Raw genomic sequence first — 17,554 nt, 5'->3', positions numbered from 1 at the left:
TTTTTATAAATTTAATTTTTGCGTTTTTTCAGATAATCTTTAATACCATCAACAATTGATTTAGATACTTGATTTTGGAATGAAACAGTCTTTAATTTTTTTTCTTCAGTAATATTACTAATAAAGGCTGTTTCGACTAAAACAGATGGAATATCGGGTGCTTTTAACACCGCAAAACCTGCTTTTTCAAGTGATGGTTTATGTAACTTATTGACTCTTTTCATTCGATTTAAAATAGCATTACCAAGTAATACACCATTATTTAATGTTGTTTTTTGAACCAAATCTAAAATGGTATTATCTAAATATTTATCGCCACTACGGCTAACACCGCCTATTTGATCTGCTTCATTTTGAGTTTGGGCCAAATAACTGGCTGCAGAACTACTTGCTCCACCTGTTGATAATGCAAACACAGATGAACCACCGACAGAACGATTAGCAAAAGCATCTGCATGAATAGAAATAAATAGATCTGCATGGAGTGAACGAGCTTTAGCAACTCGTACTTTTAATGGGATAAAAACATCTTCATTACGGGTCATGTAGACTTTTATATTCGGTTCTTTCTTAAGTAAATTATAAGTACGACGTGCAATTTGCAAAACAATATCTTTTTCACGTGTTTTATTGTAGCCAATAGCGCCAGGATCTTCTCCACCGTGTCCAGGATCAAGCACGACAATAACGGGAGCATTTTTACTCTTATTGGTTGGTGTTTTTATACCAGATTGCTTTTTATTGAGATCACCTTTTTTATATTCTTCTAAAAGCGCAAGTAAAGGGTCATCATCTGTGCTTGAAGCTGGTTTAGATGGATAAAGATCCATAACTAAACGATGTTTGAATTTTGCTATCGGCGATAAGGTAAAAGTATTCGGTTGAACACCTTGTTTTAATTCGACCAAAATTCTAACTGTCTTTGGATCTCGTTGAACAACGCGTATAGATTTAATATAAGGGTCGTGTTTTAATACTTTCGATGAGATATTTTTTAAAATTGGATTTAGATTAACATTGTTAATATCAATAGCGATCCTATTAGGATTACTTAATAAAAAGTGCTTATATTTTAAGCTAATATTTGATTCTAAAGTAATTCTTGTATAAGTTGATGAAGGCCAAACACGCACAGCAATAACTTGCGCCATTGCTGCGGCAAAGCCTACACGAGTGACGGATAACAAACATGTAGCAATAATACCTTTTATTAATAGGCGCTTTGTTGGGCTAAATGTTTTTTTCATACCTTAAAAACTTTATTTATTATCAAAATTAGTTGCTGATAATAGCATAAACTAAAGGGATATTAAAAAGAATGATTATCATAATCGACTGTTATTTTTGTAAATAGTCTGTTCTAAATTATTAATCAATTTTTATAATAAAAAAGATTATAAAATTAAATAATAAAAACAACCTTGTTTTGAGTTGTCATTTTTATTTTGTTATAGACCCTATAATAACAAAAGATTACAATATAGCACGCTAAAATCGCGGATTTAAACCCGTTTTCATTTTAACAATTAAATTATAGCTGAGTTATTGATGAGCAAAAAACTACATATCAAAACTTGGGGCTGTCAAATGAATGAGTATGACTCAACAAAAATGGCAGATCTCCTTGAATCTACCCACGGTTTAACTTTAACTGAAAATGCCGAAGAAGCAGATATTTTATTACTTAATACTTGCTCTATTCGAGAAAAGGCCCAAGAAAAAGTCTTTCATCAATTAGGACGTTGGAAGAATCTTAAAAAAAATAACCCAAATATCATTATTGGTGTAGGGGGATGTGTTGCTTCACAAGAAGGCGCCCACATTCGCAAACGAGCACCATTTGTGGATATTATTTTTGGACCTCAGACCTTTCACCGATTACCAGAAATGATTGAGCAAGTTAGAAGTGGTAAAGGTAATCATGTGGTTGATGTAAGCTTTCCTGAAATAGAAAAATTTGATCGCCTACCAGAACCTCGTAGTGAAGGCCCAACTGCATTTGTTTCAATTATGGAAGGATGTAATAAATATTGTACTTATTGCGTAGTTCCTTACACTCGAGGTGAAGAAGTTAGTCGACCTTGTGATGATGTTATTTATGAAATAGCTCAGCTTGCTGAGCAAGGTGTACGTGAAGTCAATCTATTAGGTCAAAATGTAAATGCATATCGTGGACCGACATTCGATGGTGATATCTGTTCCTTTGCTGAATTACTACGCTTAGTTGCAGCCATTGATGGTATAGATCGTATTCGTTTTACAACTAGCCATCCAATCGAATTTACAGATGATATTATTGATGTTTATCGTGACACACCAGAACTAGTAAATTTTTTACATTTACCAGTACAAAGTGGATCAGATCGTGTATTAAACTTAATGAAACGTACGCATACTGCACTTGAATATAAATCAATTATTCGAAAACTACGCAAAGTACGACCAGATATTCAAATTAGCTCCGATTTTATTGTTGGTTTTCCAGGTGAAACACAAGAAGACTTTGAACAAACCATGAAGTTAATTGCCGATGTTAATTTTGATTTAAGTTACAGTTTTGTCTATTCAGCACGTCCAGGTACGCCAGCTGCTGAAATGGAAGATAATGTTTCGGAAGAAGAAAAAAAACAAAGACTATACATTCTTCAAGAGCGAATTAACCAACAATCTATGCAATTTAGCCGTCGTATGTTAAATACCGTGCAACGCATTTTGGTTGAAGGTCCATCCAAAAAAGATCTTATGGAATTAACAGGCCGAACTGAAAATAATAGAATTGTTAACTTTGAAGGTCGCCCTGAAATGATTGGTAAATTTGTTGATGTTGAAATTACCGATGTTTATCCAAATTCATTGCGTGGCAAAGTAGTTAGAACTGAAGATGAAATGGATCTACGCGTAAGCGAATCACCAATGTCAGTTATATCTCGAACCCGAAAGGAAAATGATTTAGGTGTTGGTATTTATCAACCATAAAAACAAAACGTAAAATATTTAGTTATTTATTTTAAATAGAAATTAAAAAGTTATTAAATAAGAAAATAGGAAAGAAAAAATGTTTATTATTTTTGGTACTCGTGGAAGAGAAGTCAACGAACGTGGTGGACAATTTAATTGTCCTAATTGTTGCTCACAACAAAATATTACTACTGACGAAAAACAACAGAAATACACACAAATAAAAGTAGCAAAATATTTTACATTATTTTTTATTCCTATTTTTAGTTACTCTACCTTAGGTCGTTATATAAAATGTAATCAATGCAATAACGATTATAACGAAAATGTGCTCGACTATGTACCGCCAACATTTGAAGAACAAATAGCTTCATATGTTGAACAAGAGTTAAAAAGTGGAACACCTATTTCAATGTTGGTTAATAAATTGAAATCACAAGGATTTGATGAAAATCAATCAACAAGTGCAGTAAATAATGTTGTTAACGGAAATATAGTTTCTTGTCATCAATGTAAAATGGATTTTATAAAAGGCGTTGAAAAATGTTCTTTATGTGAACAGCGTCTGAGCAATTAAAATTAATTGAATAGAGGTTTTATTTTTGAATATTACAACACAAGAAACCATACTTGAGCCCGCTGATAATCAGCGGCTTAATAGTCTTTGTGGTCCTTATAATGACAATATAAAACAGTTAGAACGTCGGCTTGGTATTGAAATTAATCATCGAGGTAATTTATTTTCAATAACTGGTGATGATATTTGTGTTCGAGCGACTATTGATATTTTGCAATCTCTTTATAAACAAACCAAAATCAAAGACAAAATAATTGATATTGAACCAGAACAAATTCATTTAGCTATCAAAGAGACAGGTGCGCTTGAAAAAGTGAGTGAACACTTACCTAGTTATGTTGATCATCAAGGCGGAAAGCTAGTGATGATAAAAACTAAGCGAGGTATAATCAAACCCCGAACAGCGAACCAAGCACAATACATAGCTCATGTTTTGGATTACGACATTTCTTTTGGTATAGGGCCTGCTGGAACAGGTAAAACTTATTTAGCGGTAGCCGCTGCAGTTGATGCGCTCGAAAAACAACAGATTCGTCGTATTGTACTAACTCGACCAGCAGTCGAAGCTGGTGAAAAACTTGGCTTTTTACCAGGCGATTTAAGCCAAAAAGTGGATCCTTACTTACGTCCACTTTATGATGCTTTATTTGAAATGTTAGGTTTTGAAAAAGTCGAAAAATTAATTGAAAAAAGTGTGATTGAAGTGGCGCCACTCGCTTATATGCGTGGACGAACATTAAATGATGCATTTATTATTCTTGATGAAAGCCAAAATACAACGATTGAACAAATGAAAATGTTTTTAACTCGAATTGGCTTTAATTCGAAAGCGGTAATAACAGGTGATATTACTCAAATCGATTTACCGCGTAATCAAAAATCTGGGTTACGTCATGCAATAGAAGTATTAAGCCAAGTTGATGAAATTAGTTTTAATTTTTTTAATAGTGAAGATGTCGTGCGCCACCCAGTAGTTGCTAGAATTGTTAATGCTTACGAAAAATGGGAAGAACAGCAACATATGCAACATAAGTTGCAGCATACAGAAAGAAGTATTTAGAGGAGTACTATTATCTCTATCTCAAGTAAAAAAAAGAAAACTAAGATTCGAGATCATTCCGCGGAAGCAAATTTGTTTTTACGCCGAGCACTGTTTTCTTTTATTGTCATTATTATTTTAATTATCATATTGATTGCAAACTTAGCTGGTTTACAGATTTTGAATTATAGCTATTACACTACTAAATCTAATGATAATCGTATTGAAATTATTCCTATTCCACCTAATCGTGGCATGATTTATGATCGTAATGGTACGCCATTAGCGATTAATAATATTACATATCAATTAAATATCATTCCCGATAAAACTAAAAACCTCAATGAACAATTTGAGCAATTAAAAAAAATTGTTGATTTGACAGATGAAGATATTGAAACATTTCAAAAAGAACGACGCAATTATAGAGCTCATCGTCCAGTACCGCTAAAAGATAATTTAACCGAAAAACAAATAGCTCGTTTTGTTGTAGATCAACATCGTTTTCCGTTTGTTTCTATTGTAGGTATACAGCATCGTTATTACCCTTATGGATCATCACTGACCCATATTCTTGGCTATATCTCTAAAATTAATAGCCAAGATAAACAGCGATTAGAAGATGAAAATAAAGCGAGTGATTATGTGGCAACTTTTAATATTGGTAAAATGGGGATAGAAAAGTACTACGAAGACGTATTACACGGAACCCCTGGCTATGAAAAGGTTGAAGTTAACAGCCGAGGTAGAATTGTACGCCAGCTAAATCAACATCCACCACAAGCAGGTGAAGATATCTATTTATCTATTAACCTAAAATTACAGCTTTATATAGAGCAATTACTGGCTGGACGTAAAGCTGCAGTGGTAGCTATTGACCCTAATAATGGTGAAATTTTATCCTTGGTTTCTAGCCCAAGTTATGATTCCAACTCTTTTGTTGGTGGTATATCAAGCACTAAATATAGCGAATTACTCAAAGATCCTAGTAAGCCACTTTTTAATCGAGCTTTATTAGGCGCTTATCCACCAGCTTCAACAGTTAAGCCTTTTATTTCCATAGCGGCCTTAAGTGAAGGAGTGATCACACCAAAAAGCGTGGTTAATGATCCTGGTTGGTGGCAATTACCTGGTACTGAACGGCGTTATCGTGATTGGTTAAAATGGGGACACGGTCGAGTTGATGTATTAAGGGCGATTGAAGAATCAGTTGATACCTACTTTTATCAAGTTGCTTATGATATGGGCATTGACCGCCTAAATTTGTGGATGACTAAATTTGGTTATGGTGAACGAACAGGTATAGATATTTCACCAAACGAAGAAACACGAGCAGTTATGCCTAGTCGTGAATGGAAAATCAAACGCCATAAAAAATCTTGGTTGCAAGGCGATACTATACCAGTTGGTATCGGTCAAGGTTATTGGACAGCAACACCTATCCAAATGGCAAAAGCATTAACTACGTTAATTAATAATGGTAAAACTTATACTCCGCATTTTTTATTATATAAAAAGAGCGATATTTTAAATTCAGATGAACATCAACCAACAATTAATCCTGAAAAATACATAGAAGATAATAGTTTAGTTAATGTTAAATCAATTTATTGGGATTTAGCTAAAGAAGGTATGCATCGTGTCATGTTTGGATCACGAGGAACGGCACGTAAAATTTATGCAGATGCAAAATATCAAGCGGCTGGCAAATCAGGTACCGCACAAGTTTATGGCTTAAAACAAGATGAAGTTTATAACGCTCATAAGATCCCTGAACATTTACGCGATCACGCGTTATTTATTGCTTATGCTCCTTACGATAATCCAAAAATTGCCTTGGCCATTGTTTTAGAAAATGGCGGTGGCGGAAGCTCAAACGGCGGTGCAGTAGCTCGTAAAATATTAGATTTTTATCTTCTTGGAAATAACTCAACAGAGCTAGATGATCCATCACCAAATACAGGAGCTGAAGATTAATAATGAATAATAGTAAAAAATCTTTTTGGCAAAAAATACATATTGATCCCTTATTTTTTTTATTTATTACTTTATTGCTAGGTTATAGTCTTTATATACTTTGGAGTGCTAGTGGGCAAAATATTGATATGATGCAAAAGCGAGTAATACAAATATTACTTGGCTATACTGTAATGATTACGCTGGCACAATTTTCGCCCAGAACCTATGAAAAATGGTCACCATATCTGTATGTTGTTTGCATTATCATCCTATTATTAGTAGATATTTTTGGATATACCAGTAAAGGCGCACAACGCTGGTTAGATTTAGGTATTTTGCGATTTCAACCTTCTGAAATAGCCAAAATAGCCGTACCATTAATGGTTGCAAAGTTCATTCATCGTGATGGATGCCCACCGCCATTAAAAACCACATTACAAACACTTGGTATAATTGGAGTGCCTACATTACTTGTTGCTATGCAACCAGATCTGGGCACAGCAATATTGATTATTATGTCAGGAATTTTTATTATTTTTTTAGCAGGCATTAATTGGCGCTATATTCTTATTGCATTAATTTTAATTGCTATATTTTTACCAATTATGTGGTTCTTTTTAATGCATGATTATCAACAAAAACGCGTATTGATGCTAATAAATCCTGAGCTTGATCCAAATGGAGCTGGTTATCATATTATTCAATCTAAAACAGCAATTGGATCGGGTGGTATATGGGGCAAAGGCTGGCTTGAAGGTACGCAATCGCAACTTGAATTTTTACCAGAGCGACACACCGATTTTATCTTTTCAGTTATAGCTGAAGAGTTTGGTTTTATTGGTTCGATTATTTTGTTAATTCTATTTTTATGCTTAATTGTGCGTGGACTTATTATTGCAGCTCAAGCACAAACAACATTTGGACGAATTTTATCGGGTGGACTAATTTTAGTATTTTTTATTTATGCATTTATTAATATTGGTATGGTCAGTGGAATCTTACCAGTAGTTGGTGTACCATTACCTCTAATAAGTTATGGTGGCTCATCTTTAGTCGTATTAATGGCAAGTTTTGGCATTATGATGTCTATTCACACACATCGATATATGTTGTCTAAAAATATTTAACGGAATTGAAATAAATGAAAAAGAAATTTAAATTATCTTTTGCTTTGTTTGCGCTTGCAATTTGTTCATCAGCATCGGCTGAAATGGCTTTTCCTATCCCAGCTATTCCACAACTAGATGCTGAATCTTATATTTTAATCGATGCAAAATCAGGCGAAATTTTGGCACAATATAATGCAGAACAACAGCGTGACCCAGCTAGCCTAACCAAAATGATGACCAGTTATGTGGTTGGTCAAGCACTACGCTCAGGACGCATAAAAAATGATGATATGGTTGTAGTAAGTAAAGATGCATGGGCAACGGGCAACCCTATTTTAAAAGGGTCATCATTGATGTTTTTAGAAGTGGGTAAAACAGTATCAGTATCTGATCTTAATAAAGGTATTATCATCCAATCTGGTAACGATGCTTGTATTGCAATGGCAGAACATGTTGCAGGAAGCCAAGGTGCATTTGTTAACCTAATGAATGATTATGCAAAAAAAATTGGACTAAACCATACCCATTTTGAAACTGTTCATGGGCTTGATGCGCCAGGGCAATACACAACAGCTAAAGACATGGCTTTTTTAGGGCAAGCATTGATTCGTGATTTACCAGAAGAATATTCAATTTATAAACAAAAAGAATTTACCTATACCCTATCAAAACCACAACTTAATCGAAATGGACTACTTTGGGATACCACATTAAACGTTGATGGAATTAAAACAGGACATACCAATGCTGCTGGCTATAACTTAGTTGCTTCAGCGGTTGATGGCAATACCCGTTTAATTTCAGCGGTACTAGGTGGACGAACCTTTAAAGGGCGTGAAGAAGAAAGTAAAAAACTACTAGTATGGGGATTCCGCTTTTTTGAAACTGCAAATCCTGTAAAAGCTGATACGCCATTAGCAACAGAAACGATTTGGTATGGTGATAAAAATAAAATTCAATTAGGTGCAACTAATGGCGCTTATATCACAGTACCAAAAGGTCGTGCGGCAGATGTGCAAGTTGAATATAAAATTGATGATTATATTTATGCTCCAATAACCAAAGGTACAGCCGTAGGTAAAATGCAGTTCCTATTAGATGGTAAAGTAATTAGTGAACAGCCACTTGTTGCTTTGCAAAATGTTGAAGAAACAGGATTTTTTGGTGGAATCTGGGATTGGATCTGCCTACAATGCCATAAATTATTTAGCTAGTTTCAATTATCATTGTTCTGTAAGTATCAGCTTACAGAACAACTTTACTTTTTAAAAATAAACATCTTCTAATATAAAAAACTGCCATAAAAAACTGTCAGGTAGACTATTGATTTTATTGAATTTTTTATCAAAACGCTATATTTAACAAATAGCTGCTAATTAAATAAACAATAAACACTTAATAAAACTAATCTATACATCATTACAATAATTAACTCCGCTAACAACAGTTAATATTACAAATAAAGCTAGCAATCTTATACTATTTATGGTATAAAACGCGCGCTACATTTCACATTATTTTTTTGCAAAAGTAATGATGGATAAAAGCATTAAATTTAATGATTAATTAACGTTATAACACACACATATCATTACACTTTTCCGGGGTGCCTTTTACTTTATGTATAGGTCGGTAAAAGCGGATATGTGGAGGCATAACCCCAACGTCAAAATGAGGAAATCATGACTACAGTATCAATGCGCGATATGTTACAAGCGGGTGTACACTTTGGACACCAAACTCGTTATTGGAACCCAAAAATGAAACCATTTATTTTTGGTTCACGCAATAAAGTTCATATTATCAATCTTGAAAAAACAGTACCACTGTTCAACGAAGCATTAGCTGAATTAAACAAGATTGCCGCTCGTAAAGGTAAAATTTTATTTGTTGGTACAAAACGTGCAGCTAGCGAAGCAGTTAAACAAGCTGCTGAAAGCTGTGGACAATACTACGTTAATCACCGTTGGTTAGGTGGTATGTTGACTAACTGGAAAACAGTACGTCAATCAATCAAACGTCTAAAAGATTTAGAAACACAAGCTAGTGATGGTACATTCGATAAATTAACCAAAAAAGAAGCACTAATGCGTGCTCGTGAAATGGCTAAATTAGAAAATAGTTTGGGTGGAATTAAAAATATGGGTGGCTTACCCGATGTGATCTTTGTTATTGGTGCAGACCACGAACATATCGCTATCAAAGAAGCTAACAACTTAGGTATTCCAGTCATTGCTATTGTTGATACTAACTCAGATCCTGATGGTATTGATTACGTTGTTCCAGGTAATGATGATGCGATTCGTGCAATTCAATTATATGCAAATGCAGTTGCTGAAGCAGTACGTTCTGGTCGTGAACAAAACCAATCTCCAGTATCTGAAGAAAGCTTCGTAGAAGAAGCGCCAGCAGCAGAGTAATAAACTCAAATATTTTCAGGGTCGATAATAATATCGACCCATTCTAATGAAAATCATCACAATGGTTAAATAGAGGATTAAAAAATGGCTGAAGTTACCGCTTCTATGGTAAAAGAACTGCGCGAAAGAACTGGCGCAGGTATGATGGAATGTAAAAAAGCATTAGTTGAAGCAAACGGTGATATCGAACTTGCAATTGACAACATGCGTAAATCAGGTCAAGCAAAAGCAGCTAAAAAAGCAGGTCGTGTTGCGGCTGAAGGTGTTATTATTTCTAAAATATCTGCGGATAAAAAATTGGGTGTTATCTTAGAAGTAAACTGCGAAACAGACTTTGTTGCTAAAGATGCAGGATTCTTAGCATTTAGTGATAAAGTTGCAGAGGCGGCATTAACAGAACGCATTAGCGATATTGCTGCACTACAAGCTAAATTTGAAGAAGAGCGCACAGCTTTAGTTGCTAAAATTGGTGAAAACATCGGTATTCGTCGTGTTGCTGAAATTGCTGGTGATGTAGTAGGTAGTTACCAACACGGTGCTCGTATTGGTGTATTAGTTGCTGCTAACGGTGCTGACGATGAATTAGTTAAACACATCGCAATGCACATTGCTGCAAGCAAACCAGAGTACGTTGATCCAAGTGACGTACCTGCTGATGTAGTTGAACATGAACGTAACATTCAAATTGATATCGCAATGCAATCAGGTAAACCGCGTGAAATCGCTGAAAAAATGGTTGAAGGTCGTATGCGTAAATTCACTGGTGAAGTATCACTAACTGGTCAACCATTTGTAATGGAACCTTCAAAAACGGTTGGCGATTTATTAAAAGAAAAGAGCGCAGCAGTTGCTTCATTCATTCGTTTTGAAGTGGGTGAAGGTATTGAAAAAGTCGAAGTCGACTTCGCAGCAGAAGTTGCAGCAATATCAAAACAATCTTAATTGTTTTATAAAACCGCCGTTAAGGCGGTTTTGTTTATCTACAAAATATTTTAAAATTACTGCTAGATAGGAGCCATAGCTCCTTATTTTATTAAATAACGAAACAGTGAGACATCATATGGTAACCCCTTTTTATAAACGTATTCTTCTTAAACTCAGTGGTGAAGCACTACAAGGTGACGAAGGTTTTGGTATTGATGCAACCGTTCTTGATCGTATGGCTCAAGAAATAAAAGAGCTTATTGAAATGAATGTTGAAGTTGCTGTTGTTATTGGGGGTGGTAATCTATTTCGTGGCGCAGGGCTTGCTAAAGCGGGAATGAACCGAGTAGTTGGTGATCACATGGGCATGCTTGCAACTGTCATGAATGGACTTGCGATGCGAGATGCATTGCACCGAATAGAAGTCAACGCTCGCCTAATGTCAGCCATTCCATTAAATGGCGTGTGCGATGACTATCGTTGGACTGAAGCAATTAGCTTGCTTCGTCATGGTAAAGTCGTTATCCTTTCTGCTGGAACTGGTAATCCTTTTTTCACAACCGATTCAGCAGCATGCTTACGGGGTATTGAAATTGGTGCAGATGTTGTCTTAAAAGCGACCAAAGTAGATGGTGTTTACTCTGCCGATCCTGTTAAAGATCCAACAGCAACACTTTATAAAACACTAAGCTATGAAAAAGTGCTTACAGATGAGCTTAAAGTAATGGATTTAGCAGCATTCACATTAGCAAGGGATCATAATCTACCAATTTGTGTCTTTAATATGAATAAACCTGGAGCGTTGCGTCGTGTTATATTAGGCGAACAAGAAGGGACATTAATTAATAACAAAGCAACTGTAACCAGTTAATCATCTTTATTTTAAATAAGGCTTTTATTATGTTAAACGAGATTCAAAAAGAAGCGCAAACGCGCATGGAAAAAAGTATTGATGCGTTTCAAAATCATATTTCTAAAGTAAGAACGGGGCGCGCATCACCAAGCTTATTAGATGGTATTATGGTTGAATATTATGGTAGTCCAACACCATTACGCCAACTAGCTAACATCGTTGCTGAAGATGCAAGAACGCTAGCGATTACTGTATTTGACAAATCACTTACACCACTAATTGAAAAAGCAATCTTAACATCAGATTTAGGACTTAACCCAGCATCAGCAGGTACTGTTATTCGCGTACCACTTCCACCATTAACCGAAGAACGCCGTCGAGACTTAACCAAAATTGTTCGTAACGAAGCAGAACAAGGCCGAGTATCGATCCGTAATATTCGCCGTGATGCCAACGACCAAATCAAAACATTACTAAAAGATAAAGAAATATCTGAAGATGATGAACGTAAAGCACAAGATTTAATCCAAAAAGCGACAGACACCGCAATTAAAAAATTAGATACAGTGCTTGCTGATAAAGAAAAAGAACTAATGGAATTCTAATTTTTATCTTCTTTTTCCTCTTTTCTTCCAAACGCTCTGTTTTATAAAGCAGAGTGTTTTTCCTTGATTTTAAAAATCGGTCAGTAAATGAATTGATTTTATTTATGTTTTTTTGAGTCCTATTTTTACAAAAACAGCCACCCAAAACCGATCTCCAAAAAACACTCCACTAGCACAGGCAAACCTATGTCTTAAATTTACCAAATAATCCTATTCGACGAGTTTTTGCACGAAATTTATTTATGTCTTTCAAATTATCTCTTAACGTATTATCGAAATATTAGATTAAAAATATTTCTTTCTAATCCATAATGCTACATTGACTAGCAATACAAGCACGGGGACTTCAACTAGTGGCCCTATCACTGCAGCAAAGGCCACAGGCGATGCTAAACCAAAAGCGACAATAGCCACAGCAATAGCTAATTCAAAGTTATTACTGGCCGCTGTAAAGGACATGGCGGTTACTTTAGGGTAGCTTTCATTGGCTAATTTACCCATCATAAAACTTAAAACAAACATTACAACAAAGTAGATTGTTAGTGGAATAGCAATTCGAATAGCATCTAAAGGTAGTTTAACCACTTCATTACCTTTTAAGCTAAACATAGCCACAATAGTAAATAGTAACGCAATCAATGTAATAGGGCTGATTTTAGGTAAAAATTTATTTTGATACCAATCATCTCCTTTTACTTTTCGTAAAAAGTAACGAGTTAAAAAACCTGCTAAAAAGGGTATGCCTAAATAGATAAGAACAGTTTCAGCGATAGTACCAAAACTTACATTAATAACACTCCCAGCTAAACCAAATAAAGGAGGTAAGTAAGAAAGATAAAACCAAGCAAAGACACTAAAAAATAGGATTTGGAAGATAGAGTTGAAGGCAACCAGTGCAGCAATATACTGGTTATCCCCATCAGCTAATTGATTCCAAACTAGCACCATAGCGATACAACGCGCAAGGCCAATTAAAATAACACCTGTCATATACTCTGGATAGTCATGCAAAAAAATTATCGCCAATATAAACATTAATGCAGGGCCAATTAACCAATTCTGTATTAATGATAAAGCTAATATTTTTTTATCTTGAAAAATTTTAGGTAACTCTTCATAACGCACTTTTGCCAGTGGTGGATACATCATTAAAATAAGGCCAATAGCAATAGGTATATTAGTCGAACCAACAGATAATTCATTAAGCCTATCTGGTAAGGATGTAAATACCGTACCTAAGATAATACCTAATGCCATTGCAGCAAAAATCCATAGAGTTAAGTAACGGTCTAAAAAAGATAGTTTTTTTACAGGTGTGTTCGTTGGACAAGTCATAATAATTTAACCTATATTATTAGGCTGATGAGTTAACTAATCAGCCATTTCCTCTATTGATTAGATAATTTAGTTAAAGCATCTATACCTATAGTTTTCTTTGCTTTTAAAGGTACTATAAAATAGGGTCAATGGCAATGAGTATATAAGTAGAACCAACAGATAATATGTAATAACATATTGTATTATTCAGATTTATTATTAAAACAACCCGCTTAAACACATAAAGGCGTTTTACCAGAAATAGCTTTATGTATAACCATATTATAAATGTGAATAAGTAGCTTAGACTTTTGTTCTCTATTTTCTGTATTGTTAAATATTTTTTATATCATGCCACATTGCAATTAAAATATGTAATCATGCTTTCGGTTTTTTCATTCGTTTATTGGTGGGCTGGTTTCGTAAATTTTGATTAATAAAATGGTTATTAAACGTTTTAATGAATAGATACAGCGATACTTTAATTAATTATCAAATGGTATAGAGATCTTGAGTGTTTCTCACAAAAATACAGCCTAAAAAGTGAATAGTCATGTAAATATTCACAAATCATGCCGAGAATTACATTGTTTATTTTAGTCCTTTATATTAAATGGATGATTATTTAATGCTTCATGCGGTTTTTAGGTGTTATAAATGGAATATGTAAATGTTTGGTGTCGACCTGAAACTGTCGTCTAGCTAGGCTTTGTTATTACTTTTAGCCACCATTGATAAATCTTTAGTTTGATTTTTTTGTATGTTCATTGCTGTCGTTCCTTAAATTACGGTAAACAATGAGAGTAATTTCTACGACTAAAATATATGACCACTTGTTTTAAGTGTAAAAAATCAAATAAAATCAGTACTCTACCTGAATGATTTTATACCTTCAAAAAGCGCTTATTCCACCATTCAAGACCAACTCATCTATCAATACCATCTTTTTGCCCCACCACGAACAATTATTTACAAAAAAGTCCGCCAAAAAACTAGCCAACTATTTTATAAATGGTTATACTTTTATCGCTGTAGGAAAACAAGCTTATTAAATAAGCGAATAATTATAAAAATTCAAATAAAACAAAATATTACTTGACACGAGAAACGTAATGCATTATCATTTTAGGCACAAGGCACAAGGCACTGGCAAACCTATGTCTTAAATTTATCAAATAATCCTATTCGACGAGTTTTTACACGAAACTTATTTATACCTTCCAAATTATTTCTCAACGAATTATCGAAATTATCGCTCAAATCACCTAAATCACCTAAATCACCTAAATCACCTAAATCACCTAAAACAGCTCTGCTAGTATCAGCACTGTTATTATTGTCATTGTCATGGAATGTACAGGCGAATGACAAAAAGTATCGAGCGGGTAATCGTAGTGATGCAATAATATTACTATCCGAGCCATTACCAGCGGAGCCAGTTATCAAGTATGCAAGACCGAATCTACAAATGGGTGACGGCAAACACGCAGGCCCTGCTAACATATGGAATCCTAAGAAGGGCTTCTTAGTTCAATCAACCAATCCTGGATCATATAACCTCAATTTTCCAACTACAGGTGCGGATAATTTATATTTTGATTTACTCATTACAGGAATAGATGTTAGAGAATTGACATGGGCACCTGTCAGGCATGAGGGAATTACTGCAACAGTGACAAATGTTGTACCTAATAATACTGAGCATTGGATTCCTTATGAAGATAGGGGACAAGTTGTAGCACGCGTTAAGCTAACAGGTCCAGAGGCAAAAAATCAATGGTACAATCCTCATCCTAACCTAATTACTAAGCCACAGTTACCGCAGACGTTTGAGTTAGTGGGTAGAGATATATATGGCGGTGAGGTAGTAAAATATGGATTTGTATTAAGGCAGTGGTTCGTCAATCGTGGTGTTCAATTGAAAACTTATAGTGACCAGTTAGCATGGTGTGATAGTTTGGGTTATCGAATGCCACGGGTAAGAGATTTAACCAATTCAAACTATAATAATTTAGGTGCAACACCTAGTTCATCAGGTAATTCTTACATGCGTCACATAGGCGCTGGCTTTTTCACGGAGTGGGGCCGCATGTACAACTACACTGATGCGGGCTTCGTCGACGGCTACTACTGGACGAGCGACGCAACAGGTAGCAACCAGTTCGATGTCTACTCGTACCCCGGCACCGTCGGCAGCAACAGTGCCAGCTACTTCCGCTATGGCCTTTGCACCGCACCTTAGCTTTTAGCGTTTAGTTCTTAATCCTTAGGGCGCGGAAGGGGGTTACGGTGCCTGAGGGGATAATATAAAAAAGAATAAAGCCCCCGCGTAAGTTGGGGCGTTTTCCTTAGGGTTGCGCTATTGTGGCAAAGCCACAATAGCGCCGCCTCCGCCACCAACGCTGAAAGCGTGGCTGGCAGGGGCACAAGGACAAGCAAATAAACAAAGAGGAGTCATGCAATGGAAATTAAACAAAAATTAGCATTAAGTGACAACCCGATTCATTTTTTGAGAGAAGGACTTTTTTAAAGACATAAAACCAATAATCAAACACATAAAAAAACTCGACCAAATGTGCGAGCGCATCAACGTAGCTCAGATGTAGAAACTTAGCATTCCATCAGATAGGAAAAAGCTATGGGGCAACTCAGCTAAAATCCACTTTGCTGTTGATAGTGGTGGTCTACCGATTTGTTTTGAGCTTTCGCAAGGATAACATTATGTTATTGCTGGTATTTATACTTATGTGGTTACCAATGTATTGTTGATTAATATATAAACACAAAAAGTAAAGAGTCCTAATAATTCACTTAAAAAACATTTGGTTAGCAATACAACAAGCTTTAGAAAAATGGACTATGCCAAAAACTAGAAAAATACAATGGGTCGGTTTATTATAAAATTTTGTGACAAAATTAATTATCACCTTTAATGGGCAAATATACAAATTTAGTATGGATTTATAAAGGGATATATTTTGAATCAGCAAATATTTGCAGATTCGCCATATAGAGAATAAAATTTTAGGCGATTTATTAACTTTTATAATATGGCTAAGACGCATTATGAATTTTTAAAGAGTTATTTTAATTATGAAGTGTAAACAATCCAGAGATTTCTTAGCTGTAAGTTTATTTATTCTACAAAAGGAGCAATTTAAATAGATGAAACAAGTCGGAAAGAAGAAAATGATTTTTTTTTTAGTCCTGATCATTATCTATCTCAGTGGTATCCTTGTCATTTTGTTATTAATGAAATAGCATTTACTAGTGCAGAACAATGGATGATGTATTCTAAGGCATTGTTATTTAAAGATATAGAGAGTGCCAATGCTATTTTATCTATTCCGTCATCTAAAATGCAAAAAAAGCTGGGGCAAACTGTGCGTAATTTTGATGAAAATATATGGAATAAGCATAAAAAAGAGATTGTTTTTGAGGGTAATTATGCAAAATTTTCTCAAAATGATGAGCTTAAAAAATATCTATTATCAACCAAAGATAAAGTATTAGCAGAAGCAAGCCCTTATGACAAGATTTGGGGAATTGGTTTAAGTATTGATGACGAAATGAGATTTAATATGGCTAAATGGCGAGGCAAAAATTTACTTGGTGAAGTTTTAATGCAAGTAAGGAAGGCATTAAAAGCGTAATTCTAAATAACTATTTGTAAATGCCCCAAACTTAGTACACAACTCACGTAGAAAATTAAGCTGCTTGTTTTAGTGTTTTATACTCAATCGGTGTCATGTTATTTAATGCCTCATGCGGTCTTTCGGTGTTATAAATCGTT

Annotated in this window: 15 protein-coding genes and 1 pseudogene; 13 read left to right on the top strand and 3 right to left on the bottom strand. The window is 34.8% G+C overall.

Going from position 1 to position 17,554, the window contains the following annotated elements; translation table 11 throughout:
• Positions 1-11 precede the first annotated feature (11 nt).
• Positions 12-1,247, bottom strand: a complete 1,236-nt coding sequence (locus A9G44_RS07010) for an N-acetylmuramoyl-L-alanine amidase (protein WP_065610017.1) — start codon at positions 1,245-1,247, stop codon at positions 12-14.
• 301 nt (positions 1,248-1,548) lie between these two features.
• Between A9G44_RS07010 and miaB the strand changes: the two genes are divergently transcribed.
• The 10 genes from miaB to frr all read left to right on the top strand — a co-directional run bounded on the left by miaB (position 1,549) and on the right by frr (position 12,444).
• Positions 1,549-2,976: a tRNA (N6-isopentenyl adenosine(37)-C2)-methylthiotransferase MiaB gene (gene miaB / locus A9G44_RS07005; RefSeq protein WP_065610015.1), complete on the top strand. Its 1,428-nt coding sequence runs from the start codon at positions 1,549-1,551 to the stop codon at positions 2,974-2,976.
• Positions 2,977-3,055: 79 nt separating this feature from the next.
• On the top strand, positions 3,056-3,535 hold the full coding sequence (locus A9G44_RS07000; RefSeq protein WP_034911954.1) for a hypothetical protein: 480 nt from the start codon (positions 3,056-3,058) through the stop codon (positions 3,533-3,535).
• Positions 3,536-3,560: 25 nt separating this feature from the next.
• Positions 3,561-4,595, top strand: a complete 1,035-nt coding sequence (locus A9G44_RS06995) for a PhoH family protein (protein WP_065610013.1) — start codon at positions 3,561-3,563, stop codon at positions 4,593-4,595.
• Between the two features lie 18 nt (positions 4,596-4,613).
• Complete coding sequence (gene mrdA / locus A9G44_RS06990) at positions 4,614-6,551, top strand: penicillin-binding protein 2 (protein WP_065610011.1); 1,938 nt, start codon at positions 4,614-4,616, stop codon at positions 6,549-6,551.
• 2 nt (positions 6,552-6,553) lie between these two features.
• A complete protein-coding gene (gene mrdB / locus A9G44_RS06985; RefSeq protein ID WP_034911963.1) occupies positions 6,554-7,660 on the top strand; it encodes a peptidoglycan glycosyltransferase MrdB in 1,107 nt (368 codons plus the stop codon).
• Positions 7,661-7,674: 14 nt separating this feature from the next.
• Complete coding sequence (locus A9G44_RS06980; protein ID WP_034911967.1) at positions 7,675-8,856, top strand: serine hydrolase; 1,182 nt, start codon at positions 7,675-7,677, stop codon at positions 8,854-8,856.
• Between the two features lie 468 nt (positions 8,857-9,324).
• Positions 9,325-10,062, top strand: a complete 738-nt coding sequence (gene rpsB / locus A9G44_RS06975; RefSeq protein ID WP_065610009.1) for a 30S ribosomal protein S2 — start codon at positions 9,325-9,327, stop codon at positions 10,060-10,062.
• Positions 10,063-10,146: 84 nt separating this feature from the next.
• A complete protein-coding gene (tsf, locus tag A9G44_RS06970; RefSeq protein WP_065610008.1) occupies positions 10,147-11,004 on the top strand; it encodes a translation elongation factor Ts in 858 nt (285 codons plus the stop codon).
• A 118-nt stretch (positions 11,005-11,122) separates the two neighbouring features.
• Positions 11,123-11,857, top strand: coding sequence for a UMP kinase (pyrH, locus tag A9G44_RS06965; RefSeq protein WP_034911998.1), 735 nt, complete (start codon positions 11,123-11,125; stop codon positions 11,855-11,857).
• Between the two features lie 29 nt (positions 11,858-11,886).
• Complete coding sequence (frr, locus tag A9G44_RS06960; protein WP_065610006.1) at positions 11,887-12,444, top strand: ribosome recycling factor; 558 nt, start codon at positions 11,887-11,889, stop codon at positions 12,442-12,444.
• A 285-nt stretch (positions 12,445-12,729) separates the two neighbouring features.
• Here frr and arsB read toward each other — a convergent pair whose 3' ends face one another.
• The gene (gene arsB / locus A9G44_RS06955; RefSeq protein ID WP_065610005.1) at positions 12,730-13,779 is read right to left on the bottom strand and encodes an ACR3 family arsenite efflux transporter; all 1,050 of its coding nucleotides are present in this window, start codon (positions 13,777-13,779) and stop codon (positions 12,730-12,732) included.
• 1,318 nt (positions 13,780-15,097) lie between these two features.
• Here arsB and A9G44_RS06945 point away from each other — a divergent pair.
• From A9G44_RS06945 to A9G44_RS06940, 3 genes and pseudogenes are all read left to right on the top strand, one after another.
• Positions 15,098-16,003 (top strand): hypothetical protein, encoded by a 906-nt coding sequence (locus A9G44_RS06945; RefSeq protein ID WP_143426334.1) that lies wholly within the window; start codon positions 15,098-15,100, stop codon positions 16,001-16,003.
• Between the two features lie 333 nt (positions 16,004-16,336).
• Positions 16,337-16,475 (top strand): annotated as a pseudogene (locus tag A9G44_RS14055) (IS5/IS1182 family transposase); the annotation flags it as partial.
• A gap of 447 nt (positions 16,476-16,922) precedes the next feature.
• Positions 16,923-17,414 carry an NADAR family protein gene (locus A9G44_RS06940; RefSeq protein WP_081298287.1) on the top strand — a complete coding sequence of 164 codons (492 nt, stop codon included), beginning with the start codon at positions 16,923-16,925 and terminating at the stop codon, positions 17,412-17,414.
• Positions 17,415-17,469: 55 nt separating this feature from the next.
• On the opposite strand, the gene A9G44_RS14050 is transcribed toward A9G44_RS06940, so the two are convergent.
• Entirely contained in the window at positions 17,470-17,550 is an 81-nt protein-coding gene (locus A9G44_RS14050; RefSeq protein WP_141670356.1) for an integrase core domain-containing protein, read from the bottom strand.
• Positions 17,551-17,554 lie beyond the last annotated feature (4 nt).

It is taken from the genome of Gilliamella sp. Occ4-3 (genome assembly GCF_001690675.1).
GTDB lineage: Bacteria > Pseudomonadota > Gammaproteobacteria > Enterobacterales > Orbaceae > Gilliamella > Gilliamella bombi.
This window is presented reverse-complemented; position numbering and strand designations above follow the sequence as displayed.

Bases quoted from the DNA above. Each gene is read 5' to 3' on its own strand.
- A9G44_RS06980 (WP_034911967.1), top strand. From the start codon at position 7,675: ATGAAAAAGAAATTTAAATTATCTTTTGCTTTGTTTGCGCTTGCAATT.
- A9G44_RS07000 (WP_034911954.1), top strand. From the start codon at position 3,056: ATGTTTATTATTTTTGGTACTCGTGGAAGAGAAGTCAACGAACGTGGT.
- A9G44_RS07010 (WP_065610017.1), bottom strand. From the start codon at position 1,247: ATGAAAAAAACATTTAGCCCAACAAAGCGCCTATTAATAAAAGGTATT.
- tsf (WP_065610008.1), top strand. From the start codon at position 10,147: ATGGCTGAAGTTACCGCTTCTATGGTAAAAGAACTGCGCGAAAGAACT.
- mrdB (WP_034911963.1), top strand. From the start codon at position 6,554: ATGAATAATAGTAAAAAATCTTTTTGGCAAAAAATACATATTGATCCC.
- frr (WP_065610006.1), top strand. From the start codon at position 11,887: ATGTTAAACGAGATTCAAAAAGAAGCGCAAACGCGCATGGAAAAAAGT.
- miaB (WP_065610015.1), top strand. From the start codon at position 1,549: ATGAGCAAAAAACTACATATCAAAACTTGGGGCTGTCAAATGAATGAG.
- rpsB (WP_065610009.1), top strand. From the start codon at position 9,325: ATGACTACAGTATCAATGCGCGATATGTTACAAGCGGGTGTACACTTT.
- pyrH (WP_034911998.1), top strand. From the start codon at position 11,123: ATGGTAACCCCTTTTTATAAACGTATTCTTCTTAAACTCAGTGGTGAA.
- arsB (WP_065610005.1), bottom strand. From the start codon at position 13,779: ATGACTTGTCCAACGAACACACCTGTAAAAAAACTATCTTTTTTAGAC.